Genomic DNA, 16,511 nt, shown 5'->3' with positions numbered 1-16,511 from the left:
TGTGGGGAGAATAATGACCGCAAGGGAACGCCGTAAGCAAGACCGAATGCGACATGCCGTGGCGTAAATCGTACGTCGCAATTGGACCAATCCGCATAAGTGCTCAAAGCAGTGCGCGCGGAATGCTCTCCTCGAAATTACGCTCGAAAACCAGTTTCTCGCCTTCATAGGCCTCGATTCTGGCGTTAACCATGAAGTTTTGCGCGTCGGACCGCATCTCGGCTGATGTTTCGGTGCGCACCGACCATCCATTCCGCGACAGCGTCTGCGTCCAGTGAGTCTTGCCCGACGCTGACAACGGATCGTCGGGGTGGATCGCCCATGTCTCTCGCGCAATGCTGCCATTGGCGAGGCCATGCTCCAGATCGCGCACCTCGCCGAAATCGTCTGTTATGGAAAGCGTGACGATTCCGGTCTTCTCGTCGCGATCGACATGACGCTCGGAATTGGCGGCGCGGATCGTTTCGGTTATCCAGGGCGCAGCTGCTTCGGGCGTGGGAAACATGACTTCGTCGCCTTGCGCCAGCGAGCGCAGCGGCAGCGTCAGCGTTGCCGCCGACAGGTCGAGCCGGACCGGCTCCGGCGATGGCCAGATCATCGGCCAATAGGCGTTCGAAACGGCAATGCGCAGGCGGTGACCTGATGGCACGCGATAGGCGCATTGGTCGAGCACGATCCGGGCGGTGACGGATTCGCCCGGCACCAGCGCTTGCGGGAATTCGTGCGAGTTGTGGTGCGTCAGGTTGAGCACGCCATAGGAGATCAGCTCCGACGCGCCGTCGGGGTGCACGTCGCACAGCCGGATCGCGATGTTCGCCTGGCGCCGGTCCGACGAGACCCGGACCAGAACCTCCGGGGCGCCGACAATGTCGATCGCCTCCGTCAGCACCGGCTGGTCGAAGCACACCGACAACGCATCGTCGGGGCGCTGATCGCCGGGCAATTCCGGGCCGAAGGTGAAGGGAAAATATTCGCCACCGGCAAGGCCGCAGCTTTGCGGCGACGCGACGATGGCCGGCTTGCTGCCTTCGGGAATCAGCTCGACTTCCTGCGTCTTGATCTCAGGCGACGGCCACACCCGTTCCGCGACCCAGCGGCCCGGACGTTCGGGATGCCAGCGCGCGGGGCGCACGCTGTCCATGACATAGGCGCGGTAGGCGGGGTCGGCCTCAACGCCGGTGTCGATGCCCTTCAGCCAGCGGTCCCACCAGCGCAACGCCTCCTGCAGGAAGCCGATGCGCGGTTCGGGCGCCGCATAATGCGGGTATTTATGGATCCACGGGCCGACGATGCCTTTGACCGGCGCCTCGATATTGGCGGCGAGATGGGAAATGGTGTTGCGATAGCCGTCATGCCAGCCGCCGATCGACAGCACGGCGGCCTGGATGGCGGAATAGTCCTCGCAGATAGAGCCGCGCTTCCAATAGGCGTCGCGGTGCTGATGCTTCAGCCACAGCGGCGCCAGGAAGGGCTGGTTCTCCAGCCGGGTCAGCCACAGGTCGCGCCATCTGTTATCGCCGGCCAGCAGCGGATCCGGCGGCCGCGACGAGTAGGACAGCATGGTCGAGGCCCAGCCGAAATTCTCGATCAGCAGGCAGCCGCCCTTGTAGTGGATGTCGTCGGCATAGCGGTCGACGGTCGAGCACAGGCTGATCACCGCCTTCAGCGCCGGCGGCTGCTTGGCTGCCGTCTGCAGGCAGTTGAAGCCGCCCCAGGAGATGCCCATCATGCCGACATTGCCGTTGCACCAGGGCTGGGTGGCCGCCCAGGCGATCACGTCGCAAGCGTCCTGCAATTCCTGCTCGGAATATTCGTCGTCCATCAGCCCTTCGGAATCGCCATTGCCGCGCATGTCGACGCGGATCGAGGCGTACCCGTGGCCGGCGAAATAGGGATGCGTCAGCTGATCGCGAAAGATCGTGCCGTCGCGCTTGCGGTAAGGCAGGTGCTCGAGGATCGCCGGCACCGGATCGTCGGCAGCATCGTCCGGCATCCACACCCGCGCCGACAGCCGGCAGCCATCCGGCATGACGATCCCCATGTTAGGAAATTCGACGACCTTGCGGGGAAATTCAGTGACGGTTTTCATGCGGCCACATGATGTAGCTGCTGCCGATGCGTCGTGGGCCAGCCAACGAAATCGGCTGGTCAATCCGCGTCAACTCAGCGGAATGTCGTTGTCGGCCTTGCTTGCCTGGTAAGCGCTGGACAGTTCGTCATAACGCGCCGAGATATTGCCGATCCGCGCTTCCAACCGTTGGCGTTCGGCCTCGGGCAGCGACCGCACCAGTTTGCGGATCGAAAAGCTCTTCCAATAGGCATTCTCGGCATTATAGCCGCCGGGGTCGAGGGTGAAGACCTCCTTCAGGATCTTCAGGTCGTGCGGGATAGCAAAGCTGTCGCGCGAATCCTCGTGGCTGAACAGATAGTAGAAATTGTCGAAGCCGGTCCAGGTGATCGCCGACAGGCACAGCGAGCAGGGTTCGTGCGTGGCGAGAAAAATCGCGTCCTTGGTGTCGACGCGCTCAGCCTTCGGCATTTCGTAGAACCGCTTCAGGCAGTGCACTTCGCCATGCCAGAGCGGATTTTCGGTCTCGTTATTGGTTTCGGCAAGCACCAGCGCGCGGTCGTCCTTGCGCAGAATCGCCGCGCCGAACAGCTTGTTGCCATGGGCGACGCCTTCGGCTGTCTTCGGCACGATGTCACGCTCGATGACGTCGAGCAGGCGGTCGATCAGCGGAATGTCGGTCATCATGCGGTCCCGTCGGGGAGATGGATCTCGTAAGCGTGCGAGAAATGGAACTCTTCGAGATTGGAGCCGTCGCCACTGCGGTCGACGACGAGAAAATCCTGGACCTCGCCGATCGGCGTCAGCACACTATGCCACCGATTGCGCGGATAGTTGACGCCTTGCCCGGGCGCGGTGATGAAGGCGTGCGGCTCTCCTGGACCTTCGTCGCCATCATGGCAAACGATGACCAGGAACGGCCGTGGCGACAGCGGGATGAAAGCCTGGCTGCCGCACGGATGACGCTCGACCATGGTCAGCTTTAGCGGAAATTCGTAAGGCGTGCCGCGCACCATGGAGATCAGCACGCGCGCATTTGGCCCCAGCGCTTGCGCCGTGGCGAGGTCGTAGTAGCGCTCGGCCTTGCCGCCATTGATCGGGTAGTGATTGTCGCCGCCCATATCGATGACGTCGCCGAACTCGGCAAAATTTTCGCGGGTCAGCGGCCGCGCCACGATGCGGGTCACCGCGCGCGACCCCCGAAGCCCACCATACCGAGCTTGGCGTGCCGGTTGACATCTTTGTAGAGCAGGTAGCGGAATTTTCCGGGGCCGCCGGCATAGCAGGCCTGCGGGCAGAAGGCGCGCAGCCACATATAGTCGCCGGCCTCGACCTCGACCCAGTCCTGGTTGAGGCGGTAGACCGCCTTGCCCTCCAGCACGTAGAGACCGTGCTCCATGACATGCGTCTCGGCGAAGGGGATCACCGCACCCGGCTCGAGCGTGACGATGGTGACATGCATGTCGTGGCGCATGTCTTCAGGGTCGACAAAGCGCGTCGTCGCCCAACGGCCCTCGGTGCCGGGCATGGGCGTCGGCGCAATGTCCTGTTCGTTGGCAAAGAAGGTTTGCGGGGCATCAATGCCTTCGACGGCGTCGTAGGCCTTGCGGATCCAGTGGAACCGGACAGCGGCGCCGCTCTCGTTGCGAACAGTCCATCCGCTGGCCGGCGGCAGAAAGGCAAAGCCGCCCGGCTGCAAGACATGCTTCTCGCCAGCCAGCAAGACGCTGAGCTCGCCCTCGACCACGAACAGGGCGCCTTCGGCGCCGCCATCCGGTTCCGGCCGGTCGCTGCCGCCGCCGGGCGCGACCTCGACGATGTATTGCGAAAACGTCTCGGCAAACCCGGACAGCGGGCGCGACAGCACCCAGACGCGGGTCTTGTCCCAGAACGGCAGGGCGCTGGTGACGATGTCCTGCATCACCCCCCTTGGGATGACCGCATAGGCCTCGGTGAAGACGGCCCGGCCGGTCAGCAGCTCACTCTGGCCGGGGTGGCCGCCATGTGGCGCGTAATAGGTTCGGTAGGCCATTATCATCGTACCCATCAGTTCAAAGCCAGTTGCGGAAGCCAAGGCCTATTGCGGGAGCCAAGGCCTATTGCGGAAGCATGTCCTTGAGGCGAAGCAGCGCGATGCGCTCGACCTGTTTGCAGGCGGTTTCGAATTCAACGCCGCGGCTGTTGCCGATGCGGGCCTCGAACTCCGCCAGGATGTCTGCCTTGGTCTTGCCTTTCACCGCGATGATGAAGGGGAAGCCGAAACTGGCGACGTAGGCGGCATTGAGCTTTGAGAACAGCTCGCGCTCCTTGTCGGTCAGCGCGTCGAGCCCGGCGGAAGCCTGTTCCCTGGCCGATTCCGCTGTCAGCGTTTTGGCCTGCGCCAGTTTGCCGGCAAGGTCGGGATGGGCGTCGAGCACGGAGAGCCGCTCGGCCTCGCTGGCGCCGCGAAAGACACGGCACAATGCATTATGCAGACCGCCGGCACTGTCATGCGCCGGACCAAGTTCCAGCCCGTAGGCGCGCTCGGCGATCCACGGCGAATGCTCGAACACGCCGCCGAAAGCCCGGACGAAAGCCTCAAATTCCATTTTCGACGGGCGCAGCGCCGGCCGTCGGAACGGATGGGTCTCCTGCCAGTGCCTGGCAATGTCGATGCGCCGCGCCAGCCATACCCTGTCGTGCGATTTGACGTAATCGACGAAGCGTTTGAGCGCTGCGACGCGGCCGGGGCGCCCGATGAGACGGCAATGCAGGCCGATACTCATCATGCGCGGCCGCCCTGCCTTGCCCTCGGCATAGAGCGTGTCGAAACTATCCCTGAGATAGGCGAAGAACTGGTCGCCCGAGTTGAAGCCCTGCGGCGTGGCGAAACGCATATCGTTGGCGTCGAGCGTGTAGGGGATGATGAGCTGCGGCTTCGCCGACCCATCCGGCCCATCCGGCCCATAAGGCTCGAACCAGTAAGGTAGTTCGTCGTCATAGGTGTCCGACACATAGTCGAAGCCGCCTTCTTCCGCCGCCAGCCGCACGGTGTTGATCGATGTGCGGCCGGTATACCAGCCGGTCGGCCGTGCCCCTGTCACCTCGTAGTGCAGCCGGATTGCCTCGTCCATGTCGCGGCGCTCGTCCTCCGGCGCATGGTCGCGATAGTCGATCCATCTTAGTCCGTGCGAGGCGATCTCCCAGCCGGCCTCCTGCATCGCCGCGACCTGGTCGGGCGACCGGGCCAGCGCTGTGGCGACGCCATAGCAGGTGACCGGCACCGCAGCCTCGGTGAACAGGCGCAGCAATCGCCAGAAGCCGGCGCGCGCGCCATATTCGTAGATCGATTCCATGTTCCAGTGACGCTGCCCGGGCCAGGGTGCAGCTCCGACGATCTCGGACAGGAAGGCTTCCGAAGCGTTGTCGCCATGCAGGACGCAATTTTCGCCGCCTTCCTCGTAATTGACGACGAACTGCACCGCGACATGCGCCGGGCCAGGCCATTTCGGATCCGGCGGATTGGCGCCGTAGCCGCGCATGTCTCGTTCGTAACGCATTGTCGCTCCTGCCGGATAGTGTGATCAGGATAGTCGAAAGGATTGCTTGCGCATTCCCCCGAAAATTTTTGAAAGTGTTTTTGCAGCACTTGGCTCGACCGGGACTTATGCATCGCCTTTAATTGGCGCACAATTCGTCAAACATGTTCGACTGTACCGGGAATGGGAGCAGCCAGTGGCGGAAACCTCGAAAGCCGAAGGCGGACGTCTGACGACCCATGTCCTCGACACCGCGACCGGCAGGCCGGCTGCCGGCCTGTCGATCGAGCTTTACCGCATCAACGACGACATGCGGACGCATCTGAAGACCGCGGTCACCAATGCCGACGGTCGCTGCGACACGCCGCTGCTTGCCGACGCGGAATTCCGCACCGGCGAATACGAGCTGGTCTTCGCCGCCGGCGACTATCTGCGCCGGCAGGGCCTGAGACTGCCGGAACCGGCCTTCCTCGACAGCGTGCCGATACGCTTCGGCATGGCCGAGCCGGTGCACTATCATGTGCCGCTGCTTATATCCCCCTACGGCTATTCGACCTATCGGGGGAGCTGAGACATGACGAGACTCAAAACACGCAGCGAGATACGCTTCATCCTCAATGGCGAGAACGTTGCGTTGACCAAGGTTGCGCCCGACGAGACCTTGCTCGATTGGCTGCGGATCGAGCGCTCGCTGCGCGGCAGCAAGGAAGGTTGCGCCGAGGGCGATTGCGGCGCCTGCACCGTGCTGGTCGGAAGGCTCTCGGCCGGCCGGCTGGTCTACGAAAGCGTCAATGCCTGCATCCGCTTCCTCGGTTCGCTCGATGGCACGCATGTCGTGACCATCGAGCATTTGCGCGGCGACGGCGAAAAACTGCATCCGGCGCAGCAGGCGATGGTCGATTCGCACGGCTCGCAATGCGGCTTCTGCACGCCGGGCTTTGTCATGTCGCTCTATGCTCTCTGGATGCGGTCGCCCGAGCCTTCGGATGCAGCCATCGAAAAGGCGCTTCAGGGCAATCTCTGCCGTTGCACCGGCTACGAGGCGATCATGCGGGCGGCACGTGCCATCTCCAGCTACGGCCAGGCGGCAAAGGATCCGCTGGCGGCCGAGCGCAAAGCCATCACGAGCAAGCTCGCAGCGATGAAAGATGGTTCGCGCATCGAGATCGGCGCCGGCAAGCAGCGTCTGGTCGTGCCGGTCAATGCCGACGATCTCGCCGCCGTGCTCGACAACGAGCCGGGCGCCACCATCGTCGCCGGTTCGACCGATGTCGGCCTGTGGGTGACCAAGCATATGCGCGAGATCTCGCCGGCGATCTTCATCGGCAATCTCGACGGGCTCTGCGCGATTTCCGAAGACAACGGCATCATTTCGATCGGCGCTGGTGTCACCTACACCGAGGCTTTCTCGACGCTGGCGAGACGCATCCCGGCGCTGGGGCCGCTGTTCGACCGCATCGGCGGCGATCAGGTGCGCAATATGGGCACGATCGGCGGCAACATCGCCAACGGCTCGCCCATCGGCGACACGCCGCCGCCGCTGATCGCACTCGGCGCGCGGCTGACGCTGCGCCGCGGCAACAAGCGGCGGACGATCTCGCTTGAAGACTTCTTCATCGCCTACGGCAAGCAGGATCGGCAGCCGGGCGAGTTCGTCGAGGCAGTGCACGTCCCAGTGCCGGGCAGCGATACCAAATTCGCCGTCTACAAGATCACCAAGCGCCGTGACGAGGACATCACCGCAGCGCTTGGCGCATTCCTGCTGACCCTGGCCAGCGACGGCACGGTGACGGATATCCGCATCGCCTATGGCGGCATGGCGGCAACGCCGAAGCGAGCTTTCGGCGTGGAAAAGGCGCTGCTCGGCAAGGCCTGGACGGAGGCGACGGTCGAGGTGGCGATGGCCGAGTACGCCAAAGATTTCACCCCCCTGACCGACATGCGAGCGAGCGCCGAATACCGGGCGTTGGCAGCGCGGAACCTGCTGTTGCGCTTCTTCGCCGAGACCAGCGCCACCAAGGCGCCGATCCAGATATCGCGGTACGAGGCGGCGTAATGACCACGCACGCTCCCAACCTCAAGGCGCAAAAAATCTCGGGTGGCGTTGCCACCGACCAGCGCCATGATTCCGCGCACAAGCATGTCCGCGGCACCGCTGTCTATATCGATGACATGCCGGAACCATCCGGCACGCTGCATGGCTGCCTTGGGCTTTCGACCGCCACGCATGCCACCATCACCAGCATGGACCTGTCGGCGGTGCGCGCCGCGCCCGGCGTCGTTGACGTGCTGACGGCCAGCGACGTGCCGGGCGAAAACGATATTTCGCCGACCGGCCGCCACGACGAGCCGGTGCTGGCCACCGGCAAGGTGCAGTTTTTCGGCCAACCGATCTTTTGCGTCATCGCCGAAACCCGCGAGCAGGCGCGCCGCGCCACAAGGCTGGCCAAGGTCGAATACAAGGAATTGCCTTTCGTCACCGACATCGCCGCCCTCGACCCCAGGAAGGACAAGCTGGTCACGCCGCCGCTGACCCTGAGGCGCGGCGATGCCGCGGCTGCGATCAACGCCGCGCCGCGCCGGCTGAAGGGAAAAATGCGCATCGGCGGTCAGGACCATTTTTATCTTGAGGGCCAGATCGCCATGGCCATTCCCGGCGAGGATCAGGACGTCACGATTTATTCCTCGACCCAACATCCGAGCGAAATCCAGCACATGGTCAGCCATGCGCTCGGCGTGCCGAGCCATGCGGTGACGGTGGAGATCCGCCGCATGGGCGGCGCTTTCGGCGGCAAAGAAACGCAAGGCAACCAGTTTGCCGCGCTCGCGGCGATTGCTGCGAAAAAACACCATCGCGCCGTGAAAATCCGGCCCGACCGTGACGACGACATGATCGCCACCGGCAAGCGGCACGATTTCCTTGTCGACTACGAGGTCGGCTTCGACAACGAGGGCAATATTCTTGGTGTCGATTTCATGTTCGCCGCGCGTTGCGGCTTCTCGGCGGATCTCTCCGGCCCGGTCACCGACCGCGCGCTGTTCCACTGCGACAACACCTATTTCTGGCCGGCGGTTCATGCGCAATCGGCGCCGCTCTACACCAACACCGTGTCGAACACCGCCTTCCGCGGCTTCGGCGGGCCGCAAGGCATGGTCGGCGCCGAGCGCGTCATCGACGAGGTCGCCTTTGCCGTCGGCAAGGATCCGCTCGAAATCCGTAAGAAGAACTTTTATGGCACCAGCGACCGCAACATCACGCCTTATCACCAGACGGTCGAAGACAACATCATCCACCGCATCGTCGCCGAACTGGAGGCGAGTTGCGACTATGCAAGGCGTCGCCGCACCATTGAATCCTTCAACGTCAACAGTCGCTTCATCAAGCGCGGACTGGCGCTGACGCCGGTCAAGTTCGGCATCTCCTTCACAGCAACGCATTACAATCAGGCCGGCGCGCTCGTGCATGTCTACACCGACGGATCGGTGCATCTGAACCATGGCGGCACCGAAATGGGGCAGGGCCTCTACGTCAAGGTGGCGCAGGTGGTGGCGGAAGAATTCCAGATCGACCTCGACCAGGTCAAGATCACCGCGACGACGACCGGCAAGGTGCCGAACACCTCGGCGACCGCCGCGTCTTCCGGTTCCGACCTCAACGGCATGGCGGCGCAGAACGCCGCCCGGCAGATCAAGGAGCGGCTGACCAATTTTGCCGCTGAAAAATACCAGGTGCCGCGCGACCAGGTACTGTTCCTGCCCAACCGGGTGCGCATCGGCAACCAGGAAATCGCCTTCGCCGATCTCGTCAGGCAGGCTTATATGGCGCGCATCCAGCTTTCGGCGGCGGGCTTTTACAAGACGCCGAAAATCCACTGGGATCGCGACAAGGGCGAGGGTCGCCCCTTCTATTATTTTGCCTACGGCGCCGCGTGCTCGGAAGTGTCGGTCGATACGCTGACCGGCGAATACATGGTCGAGCGCACCGACATCCTGCACGAGACCGGCCGCTCGCTGAACCGCGCCATCGACCTCGGCCAGGTCGAGGGCGGCTTCATCCAAGGCATGGGATGGCTGACGACGGAGGAATTGTGGTGGGACGACAAGGGCCGGCTGCGCACCCATGCGCCGTCGACCTACAAAATCCCCTTGGCCTCGGACCGGCCGAAGATCTTCAACGTGACTTTGGCCGACTGGCCGGAAGCGAGCGAGCCGACGGTGCACCGCTCCAAGGCGGTCGGCGAGCCGCCGTTCCCGCTCGGCATGTCGGTACTGCATGCGCTGTCGGATGCGGTGGCGAGCGTTGCCGATCACCGCATCTGCCCGCGCCTCGACCCACCGGCGACGCCGGAGCGGGTGCTAATGGCGATCGAGCGGCTGAAGTGGGAAGCCAAGGCCAACACGTGAACCCGGCCTCGGAATCCTTGGAAGCGTGCAATTTAGGCCGAAAAACTCTATATTTCCCAATAGGGAAAGTGAAACATGACCTCGAAAGTGCAAAGCCTGAAAGCCTTTCTTGCGCGCGCCGGCCGGGTCGCCCTGGTTGAGGTGGCCGGGACAAAAGGCTCGACGCCACGCGAGAAGGGCGCCTTCATGCTCGTCTCGGGCGCGGCGATTTTTGGCACGATCGGCGGCGGCCAACTCGAATACATGGCGATCGACAAGGCGCGGCAGCTGTTCTTCTCCCCCCTTGAGGGGGAGATGGCCGCGAAGCGGCCAGAGGGGGTCGTCTCAGAAGGCACCGCCAGAGCGTCGAGCACTGCCGCGGCGAGCCCACGCGGCGGCTTCGCCGCCACACTCCTCTCGAGGGGGAGGGATGTCAGCGCCACGCTCGATGTCGCGCTCGGGCCGGAAATCGGTCAGTGCTGCGGCGGCAGGGTAAAAGTGCTGATCCGGCTGGTCGATGCGGCGCTCGAAGCCGAGATTGTCGCGGCGGCGGAAGCCGAGCAGGCGCAGCTGCCGCATGTCTACATCTTCGGCGGCGGCCATGTCGGCCAGGCGCTGGCATCGGCGGTGGCCTTGCTGCCGGTCCGTGTCGTCGTTGTCGAGACGCGGGCCGAGGCGCTGGAGGGTATGCCGGAAGCGGTCGAAACCAGTCTGACGCCGATGCCCGAGGCATTGGTGCGCAAAGCTCCGGCTGGCGCCGCGTTCGTCGTCCTCACTCACGACCACGCACTGGATTTCCTGATCGTCGCCGAGGCACTGAAACGTCGGGATGCCGCCTATGTCGGCATGATCGGCTCGAAAACCAAAAAGGCGACGTTCAGGAACTGGTTCCTGAAGTCGGCGGACGGCAGCGAGGCGGAATTTGCCCGCCTCGTCTCGCCGATTGGCGGCGATGCGGTCAGGGACAAGCGTCCGCAAGTGATCGCGGCCTTGGCGGCGGCCGAGATCATGACGGCGCTGGCCGCCCATGCTGGCGCACGAGCCGCGCCGCACCCGACCTCCCGTGGCAAGACAATGGCCGGCTGACGGCCAGAATTCGAGCAACGCTCACCTGCCGGCCAGAATATCCTTGATCAGCCGTTGGCAGCGCTCGGCCATGAAATCGAGCAGTAGCCGCACCTTCGGGTCCTGCAGCTTCTTGTGCGGGTAGACGGCGGCGAACTGGACCGGCGTCGGTGGCGTGTCGGGCAGGATCACCTTCAGCCGCCGGTCGCGGATGAACGGCTCGACCTCGAAGCGCGGCTTGTTGATGATGCCGCGGCCCGACAGCGCCCAGCCGGTCAGAACGTCGCCATCGTCGGTGTCATAGGGTCCGTGCACCTCGAATTTCCGCGGACCGTCGGCCGTTTGCAGCGTCCAGACATATTCGCGCGCGCCGGCGTAGCGCAGCATCAGGCAGTCGTGTTTGCTGGCGATCAGTTCCTGCGGCTCGGCCGGCTCGCCGCGCGCTTCGAGATATTTCGGCGCTGCCACCAGCACCCGCTCACACTCCATGATGCCGCGCATTCTCAGGCTGGAATCCTCGATGATGCCGAGCCGGAAGGCAACGTCGATGCCTTCCTTCATGATGTCGACATTGTGGTCGGAAAGCCTCAGCCGAACTTCGATGTCAGGATATTTGTCGTGGAAATCGGGGATTCCCGACGCCACCAGCCGCCGGCCAAGCCCGAGCGGCGCTGTCACCTTGATGGTGCCGCGCGGCTGGCCGGACAAAGCGCTGACAGCGGCTTCGGCCTCGGTGACCGCTTCAAGCACCTGCTTGGCGCCGGAATAGAATACGGTGCCGTGCTCGGTCGGCATCAACTGCCGCGTCGTGCGGTTGAACAGCCTGACACCGAGATGCTTTTCGAGCTCCTTGATACGGTTGGAGGCGACCGCCGGCGAAATGCGCATGTCGCGGCCTGCCGCCGACAGATTGCCGAGCTCGACGACACGGACGAAAACGGCGATGTTGTCGAGATAGGCCATGCGGATTCGTGGCTCTCATGCAGCTGCGTATGAAGAGCCTAGTATTTTCCATTTTTTTTTGAAAGTCATCGTGCAGCTCGGCCCTTTCCGTTTGCGCTCCAGTCCGTAAAGTCACCCGATCGGCAGGGACGACTTTTCAATGTTGGATTTCGCGATTTTTTGGGACTGGCTGAGTTTCGCCGTGCGCTGGCTGCATGTCGTCACCAGCATAGCCTGGATCGGTTCGTCCTTCTATTTCGTCGCACTCGATCTCGGCTTGCGCCAGCGCCCGGGAATGCCTGTCGGCGCCTTCGGCGAGGAATGGCAGGTGCATGGCGGCGGCTTCTACCACATCCAGAAATATCTTGTGGCGCCGGCCGAAATGCCCGAGCACCTGACCTGGTTCAAATGGGAATCCTACGCCACCTGGCTGTCGGGCTTTGCCATGCTGTGCGTCGTCTACTATGCCGGGGCGGACCTCTTCCTGATCGATCCCAACGTGCTTGCCATGTCGGTGCCTACAGGCATCTTGCTGTCACTGGCAACGATCGGCGTCGGCTGGGTGGTCTACGATCTCTTATGCCGTTCGCCGCTTGGCGGGAGCGACACCGGCCTGATGCTGGTGCTCTATGGCGTGCTGGTGTTCATCGCCTGGGGTCTTACCCATCTGTTCACCGGCCGCGCCGCCTTCCTGCATCTTGGCGCCATCACCGCGACGATCATGTCGGCCAATGTCTTCATGGTTATCATCCCGAACCAGAAGATCGTCGTCGCCGACCTGATCGCCGGTCGCAAGCCCGACCCGAAATACGGCAAGATCGCCAAGCAGCGCTCGCTGCACAACAATTACCTGACGCTGCCCGTTTTGTTCCTGATGCTGTCCAATCACTACCCGCTGGCGTTTGCTACCCAATTCAACTGGGTGATCGCCTCGCTGGTTTTCATCATCGGCGTGCTGATCCGGCACTATTTCAACACCATGCATGCGCGCAAGGGCAACCGGACCTGGATCTGGCTGGCCGCCGCCGTCCTGTTCGTCGTCATCATCTGGCTGTCAACGGCGCCGAAAGTGCTGACCGGCGACGTCAAGGCGTCCTCGACGGCACAGGTCTATATCGCCTCGGCGCATTTTTCCGCAGTGCGCGACACCGTACTTGGCCGTTGCTCGATGTGTCATGCGCAGGAGCCATCCTACGAGGGCATCTATCACGCGCCGAAAGGTGTGATGCTCGACACGGACGCCGGTATCGCCGAGCAAGCCCGCGAGATCTACATGCAGGCCGGCCGCAGCCGCGCGATGCCGCCCGCCAACGTCACCCATATCACCGACAAGGAGCGGGCGCTGCTGGTGGCATGGTTCGAGGAGGCAGGGAAATAAGCATGACCAGCACACTCCTGCGCGGCCGCACGCTGTCCTTCCTGCGCTGGCCCGAGACCGTCGACGACCATTCCGCCTGGCGCTACGAGGACGACGGCGGCCTGCTGCTCCGCAACGGCAGGATCGTTGCCGCGGGCGCCTATGCCGACGTCGAGAAAAAGGCTGATGAAGGCGCAAAAAAGATCGACCATCGCCCGCACTTGCTGCTGCCTGGTTTCATCGACCCGCATGCGCACTTTCCGCAGATGCAGGTCATCGCCTCCTACGGCGCCGAGCTGCTCGATTGGTTGAACGCTTACACTTTCCCCGAGGAAACCAAGTTCCAGAACGCGCAGCATGGCCGCCGCATCGCCAGGCTGTTTCTGGATGAGGTTGTGCGCCACGGCACGACGACGGTCGCCGCCTATTGCTCGGTGCACAGGGAATCGGCCGAAGCATTCTTCGCCGAGTCGCATGACCGAAACATGCTCAACATCGCCGGCAAGGTGATGATGGATCGCAACGCGCCGGAGGGCGTGCTCGACACGCCGCAATCGGCCTATGACGACAGCAAGGCGCTGATCGCCGAGTGGCACGGCAAGGGGCGCCAGCACTATGCCATCACACCACGCTTCGCCATCACCTCGTCACCCGAGCAGTTGGAAATGGCAAGCGCGCTCTGCCGGGAACATCCCGATCTGCACATGCAGACGCACCTGTCGGAAAATCACGCTGAGATCGCCTTTACGCTGCAACTCTATCCAAAGGCCAGCGACTATACCGATGTCTACGAGCACTATGGGCTGCTCGGGCGCAAAAGCCTGTTCGGCCACTGCATCCATCTGTCGGAACGCGAGGCGGATGCGCTTTCGGACACGGGCTCGGTCGCCGTGTTCTGCCCGACCTCGAACCTGTTCCTCGGTTCGGGCCTGTTCGACTATCAGCGTTACCGCCGCCGCGAAAAACCACTCCGCATCGCCACCGCCACGGATGTCGGCGGCGGCACTAATTACTCGATGCTGCGCACCATGGATGAGGGCTACAAGGTGATCGCGCTCAACGGTGAGAAGCTCAATCCGTTCCAGTCGTTCTGGCAGCTCACCCGCGGCAATGCCGAGGCGCTGTCGATCGTGGAAAGGGTCGGCACGCTCGACCAAGGCAGCGATGCCGACATCGTCGTCCTCGACGCGTGCGCTACGCCGGCGATGCGGCTGCGGATGGAGACGGCGGACACGCTGGCGGAGGAGCTGTTTCTGCTGCAGACGCTGGGCGACGATCGCGCCGTGCGCGAGGTCTACGTCGCCGGGCGGGCAGCCAAGCCGGATATGGCGGCTTAGCTATCCCACACGTCCGGCTTGACCCCGCGGCAGCCATCGGTCAAAGCCTGAAGCGAAGTTGACAGGGGAACGACATGGCCGTTGCGGACGACATCGCTCTGATCCAGAAACAGGAAGCCGAGCTTGTCTTCTCGGTCTTCGACGAAGCTGTCGCCTTCAAGATCGGCTCGACGATCCGCGACCGGGCACTGGCCCAGGGCTTGCCGATCATCGTCGACATCAGGACCTTCGACCGGCCGCTGTTCTACGCGGCAATGCCGGGCTCGAACGCCTCCAATCCGGATTGGGCGCGGCGCAAGATCAATGTGGTGCAGCGGTTCCTGAAAAGCACCTACCGCATGGTGCTGGAGCAGCAGCGTCCCGACCGCAGCTTCAAGCCGGGCGAGGGGCTTGACATATCAGACTATGTGCTGGCCGGTGGCGGCTTTCCCATAACGGTCAAAGGTGCCGGCGTGATCGGTGTGATCGCGGTCTCGGGCCTGCCGGAACGCGAGGATCACGGCGTCGTAGTGGATGCGCTCTGCAGCCACCTCGGCGTCGACGGGCGCGAGCTGACACTGCCGCCGGAAGCAAAATGACAAAGATCGATCCAAAGACCTTCCTTGCCGCCATCTTCAATGCTGCCGTTGCCGCCGCCGATCCCCAGAGGACGATCAGGGATCATCTGCCGGCAATGCCGAACGGGCGCACCATCGTCATTGGTGCAGGAAAAGGCTCGGCGCAGATGGCGGCGGCTTTCGAAAAAATGTGGGACGGCCCGATCGAAGGGCTGGTCGTCACCCGTTACGGCTATGGCGCGACCTGCCAGCGCATCGAGATCATCGAGGCGGCGCATCCGGTGCCGGATGCCGCCGGGCTCGAAGCGTCGCGCCGGCTGCTCGAGAAGGTGCAGGGGCTGACCGCGGACGATCTGGTCGTGGCGCTCATCTCCGGCGGCGGCTCGGCGCTGCTGCCGGCGCCCGCCGAAGGTCTGACGCTGGCCGACGAGATCGCCGTCAACGAGGCGCTGCTCGCGTCCGGCGCGCCGATCGCTGCCATGAACACTATCCGCAAGCATGTTTCCACGATCAAAGGCGGCAGGCTGGCGGCAGCGGCCCATCCGGCAAAGCTGGTATCCTTGGTGGTCTCCGACATTCCGGGCGACAACCCGGCGCTGGTGGCTTCCGGCCCGACCGTTGCCGATTCCGGCAACCGCCAAGAGGCGCTGGCATCGATCGCCGCCTATGGCATGAAACTGCCGGCCTCTGTCATGGCGCATATCAATTCGCCGGCCGCCGATGCGCCGCGCGTCGATGATCCGCGTTTTTCGCGCAACGAAGTGCATCTGATCGCCTCGGCCGACGTATCGCTGGAAGCGGCCGCAGCCGAAGCCAGGCGCCAAGGTATCGAGCCGGTCATCCTCTCCGATTCCATTGAGGGCGAGGCGCGCGAGGTCGGCGGTTTTCATGCGGCGATCGCCCGTGAAGTCGCGACGCGCAACCGGCCTTTCCGAAAGCCGGTGTTGGTCTTGTCGGGTGGCGAGACGACGGTGACCTTGCGGGCAAAGGGCAAGGGCGGCCGTAACTCGGAATTCCTGCTCGCCTTCGCCATCGGCATCAGCGGCATGGAGGGTGTCCATGCACTGGCCGCTGACACCGATGGCATCGACGGTTCGGAGGACAATGCCGGCGCCTTTGCCGACGGCTCGACGGTGTCGCGGATGCGGGCGGCAGGCGTCGATGCCAAGGCGATGCTTGCCGGCAACAATGCTTGGACGGCATTCAACGCCGTCGGCGATCTCTTCGTGCCCGGCCCGACCGGGACGAACGTCAATGATTTGAGGGCAATCCTGATCAGCTAGG

Annotated in this window: 14 protein-coding genes; 8 read left to right on the top strand and 6 right to left on the bottom strand. The window is 63.6% G+C overall.

The features are described from left to right. Positions 1 to 103: 103 nt before the first annotated feature. From NMG80_RS00355 to puuE, 5 genes are all read right to left on the bottom strand, one after another. A complete protein-coding gene (locus NMG80_RS00355; RefSeq protein ID WP_254016285.1) occupies positions 104 to 2,089 on the bottom strand; it encodes a CocE/NonD family hydrolase in 1,986 nt (661 codons plus the stop codon). A 69-nt stretch (positions 2,090 to 2,158) separates the two neighbouring features. Then, positions 2,159 to 2,752, bottom strand: a complete 594-nt coding sequence (locus NMG80_RS00350) for a nucleoside deaminase (protein WP_254016284.1) — start codon at positions 2,750 to 2,752, stop codon at positions 2,159 to 2,161. Next, positions 2,752 to 3,255: an ureidoglycolate lyase gene (locus tag NMG80_RS00345; protein ID WP_254016283.1), complete on the bottom strand. Its 504-nt coding sequence runs from the start codon at positions 3,253 to 3,255 to the stop codon at positions 2,752 to 2,754. Before NMG80_RS00345 ends, NMG80_RS00350 begins: the two co-directional genes overlap by 1 nt. After that, the gene (locus NMG80_RS00340; protein ID WP_436798509.1) at positions 3,252 to 4,100 is read right to left on the bottom strand and encodes a bifunctional allantoicase/(S)-ureidoglycine aminohydrolase; all 849 of its coding nucleotides are present in this window, start codon (positions 4,098 to 4,100) and stop codon (positions 3,252 to 3,254) included. Before NMG80_RS00340 ends, NMG80_RS00345 begins: the two co-directional genes overlap by 4 nt. Before the next feature lie 64 nt (positions 4,101 to 4,164). Next, on the bottom strand, positions 4,165 to 5,607 hold the full coding sequence (gene puuE, locus NMG80_RS00335; protein ID WP_254016281.1) for an allantoinase PuuE: 1,443 nt from the start codon (positions 5,605 to 5,607) through the stop codon (positions 4,165 to 4,167). A gap of 175 nt (positions 5,608 to 5,782) precedes the next feature. On the opposite strand from puuE, the gene uraH reads away from it, so the two are divergent. The 4 genes from uraH to xdhC all read left to right on the top strand — a co-directional run bounded on the left by uraH (position 5,783) and on the right by xdhC (position 11,055). Then, positions 5,783 to 6,157 carry a hydroxyisourate hydrolase gene (uraH, locus tag NMG80_RS00330; protein ID WP_254016280.1) on the top strand — a complete coding sequence of 125 codons (375 nt, stop codon included), beginning with the start codon at positions 5,783 to 5,785 and terminating at the stop codon, positions 6,155 to 6,157. Between the two features lie 3 nt (positions 6,158 to 6,160). Beyond that, positions 6,161 to 7,642, top strand: coding sequence for a xanthine dehydrogenase small subunit (gene xdhA / locus NMG80_RS00325; protein WP_254016279.1), 1,482 nt, complete (start codon positions 6,161 to 6,163; stop codon positions 7,640 to 7,642). Next, a complete protein-coding gene (gene xdhB / locus NMG80_RS00320; RefSeq protein WP_254016278.1) occupies positions 7,642 to 9,990 on the top strand; it encodes a xanthine dehydrogenase molybdopterin binding subunit in 2,349 nt (782 codons plus the stop codon). The genes xdhA and xdhB overlap by 1 nt, the downstream gene beginning before the upstream one ends. Before the next feature lie 75 nt (positions 9,991 to 10,065). Then, positions 10,066 to 11,055 (top strand): xanthine dehydrogenase accessory protein XdhC, encoded by a 990-nt coding sequence (gene xdhC / locus NMG80_RS00315; RefSeq protein WP_254016277.1) that lies wholly within the window; start codon positions 10,066 to 10,068, stop codon positions 11,053 to 11,055. Positions 11,056 to 11,076: 21 nt separating this feature from the next. On the opposite strand, the gene NMG80_RS00310 is transcribed toward xdhC, so the two are convergent. Next, positions 11,077 to 11,997, bottom strand: coding sequence for a LysR family transcriptional regulator (locus tag NMG80_RS00310; protein ID WP_254016276.1), 921 nt, complete (start codon positions 11,995 to 11,997; stop codon positions 11,077 to 11,079). Between the two features lie 139 nt (positions 11,998 to 12,136). Here NMG80_RS00310 and NMG80_RS00305 point away from each other — a divergent pair, with 139 nt between their 5' ends. The 4 genes from NMG80_RS00305 to NMG80_RS00290 all read left to right on the top strand — a co-directional run bounded on the left by NMG80_RS00305 (position 12,137) and on the right by NMG80_RS00290 (position 16,510). Further along, on the top strand, positions 12,137 to 13,354 hold the full coding sequence (locus tag NMG80_RS00305) for a urate hydroxylase PuuD (RefSeq protein ID WP_254016275.1): 1,218 nt from the start codon (positions 12,137 to 12,139) through the stop codon (positions 13,352 to 13,354). Positions 13,355 to 13,356: 2 nt separating this feature from the next. Continuing rightward, positions 13,357 to 14,670 carry a guanine deaminase gene (gene guaD, locus NMG80_RS00300; RefSeq protein ID WP_254016274.1) on the top strand — a complete coding sequence of 438 codons (1,314 nt, stop codon included), beginning with the start codon at positions 13,357 to 13,359 and terminating at the stop codon, positions 14,668 to 14,670. A gap of 74 nt (positions 14,671 to 14,744) precedes the next feature. Beyond that, a complete protein-coding gene (locus NMG80_RS00295) occupies positions 14,745 to 15,248 on the top strand; it encodes a heme-degrading domain-containing protein (protein ID WP_254016273.1) in 504 nt (167 codons plus the stop codon). After that, complete coding sequence (locus tag NMG80_RS00290) at positions 15,245 to 16,510, top strand: glycerate kinase type-2 family protein (protein ID WP_254016272.1); 1,266 nt, start codon at positions 15,245 to 15,247, stop codon at positions 16,508 to 16,510. Before NMG80_RS00295 ends, NMG80_RS00290 begins: the two co-directional genes overlap by 4 nt. The last annotated feature ends 1 nt before the right edge of the window (position 16,511 follow it).

It is taken from the genome of Mesorhizobium escarrei, from assembly GCF_935825525.1.
GTDB lineage: Bacteria > Pseudomonadota > Alphaproteobacteria > Rhizobiales > Rhizobiaceae > Mesorhizobium > Mesorhizobium escarrei.
The sequence above is the reverse complement of the archived record's forward strand: the minus strand, read 5'-3'. Positions and strand labels throughout refer to the sequence as shown.

Bases quoted from the DNA above. Each gene is read 5' to 3' on its own strand.
- NMG80_RS00355 (WP_254016285.1), bottom strand. From the start codon at position 2,089: ATGAAAACCGTCACTGAATTTCCCCGCAAGGTCGTCGAATTTCCTAAC.
- NMG80_RS00350 (WP_254016284.1), bottom strand. From the start codon at position 2,752: ATGACCGACATTCCGCTGATCGACCGCCTGCTCGACGTCATCGAGCGT.
- NMG80_RS00340 (WP_436798509.1), bottom strand. From the start codon at position 4,100: ATGGCCTACCGAACCTATTACGCGCCACATGGCGGCCACCCCGGCCAG.
- puuE (WP_254016281.1), bottom strand. From the start codon at position 5,607: ATGCGTTACGAACGAGACATGCGCGGCTACGGCGCCAATCCGCCGGAT.
- xdhA (WP_254016279.1), top strand. From the start codon at position 6,161: ATGACGAGACTCAAAACACGCAGCGAGATACGCTTCATCCTCAATGGC.
- xdhB (WP_254016278.1), top strand. From the start codon at position 7,642: ATGACCACGCACGCTCCCAACCTCAAGGCGCAAAAAATCTCGGGTGGC.
- xdhC (WP_254016277.1), top strand. From the start codon at position 10,066: ATGACCTCGAAAGTGCAAAGCCTGAAAGCCTTTCTTGCGCGCGCCGGC.
- NMG80_RS00310 (WP_254016276.1), bottom strand. From the start codon at position 11,997: ATGGCCTATCTCGACAACATCGCCGTTTTCGTCCGTGTCGTCGAGCTC.
- NMG80_RS00305 (WP_254016275.1), top strand. From the start codon at position 12,137: ATGTTGGATTTCGCGATTTTTTGGGACTGGCTGAGTTTCGCCGTGCGC.
- guaD (WP_254016274.1), top strand. From the start codon at position 13,357: ATGACCAGCACACTCCTGCGCGGCCGCACGCTGTCCTTCCTGCGCTGG.
- NMG80_RS00295 (WP_254016273.1), top strand. From the start codon at position 14,745: ATGGCCGTTGCGGACGACATCGCTCTGATCCAGAAACAGGAAGCCGAG.
- NMG80_RS00290 (WP_254016272.1), top strand. From the start codon at position 15,245: ATGACAAAGATCGATCCAAAGACCTTCCTTGCCGCCATCTTCAATGCT.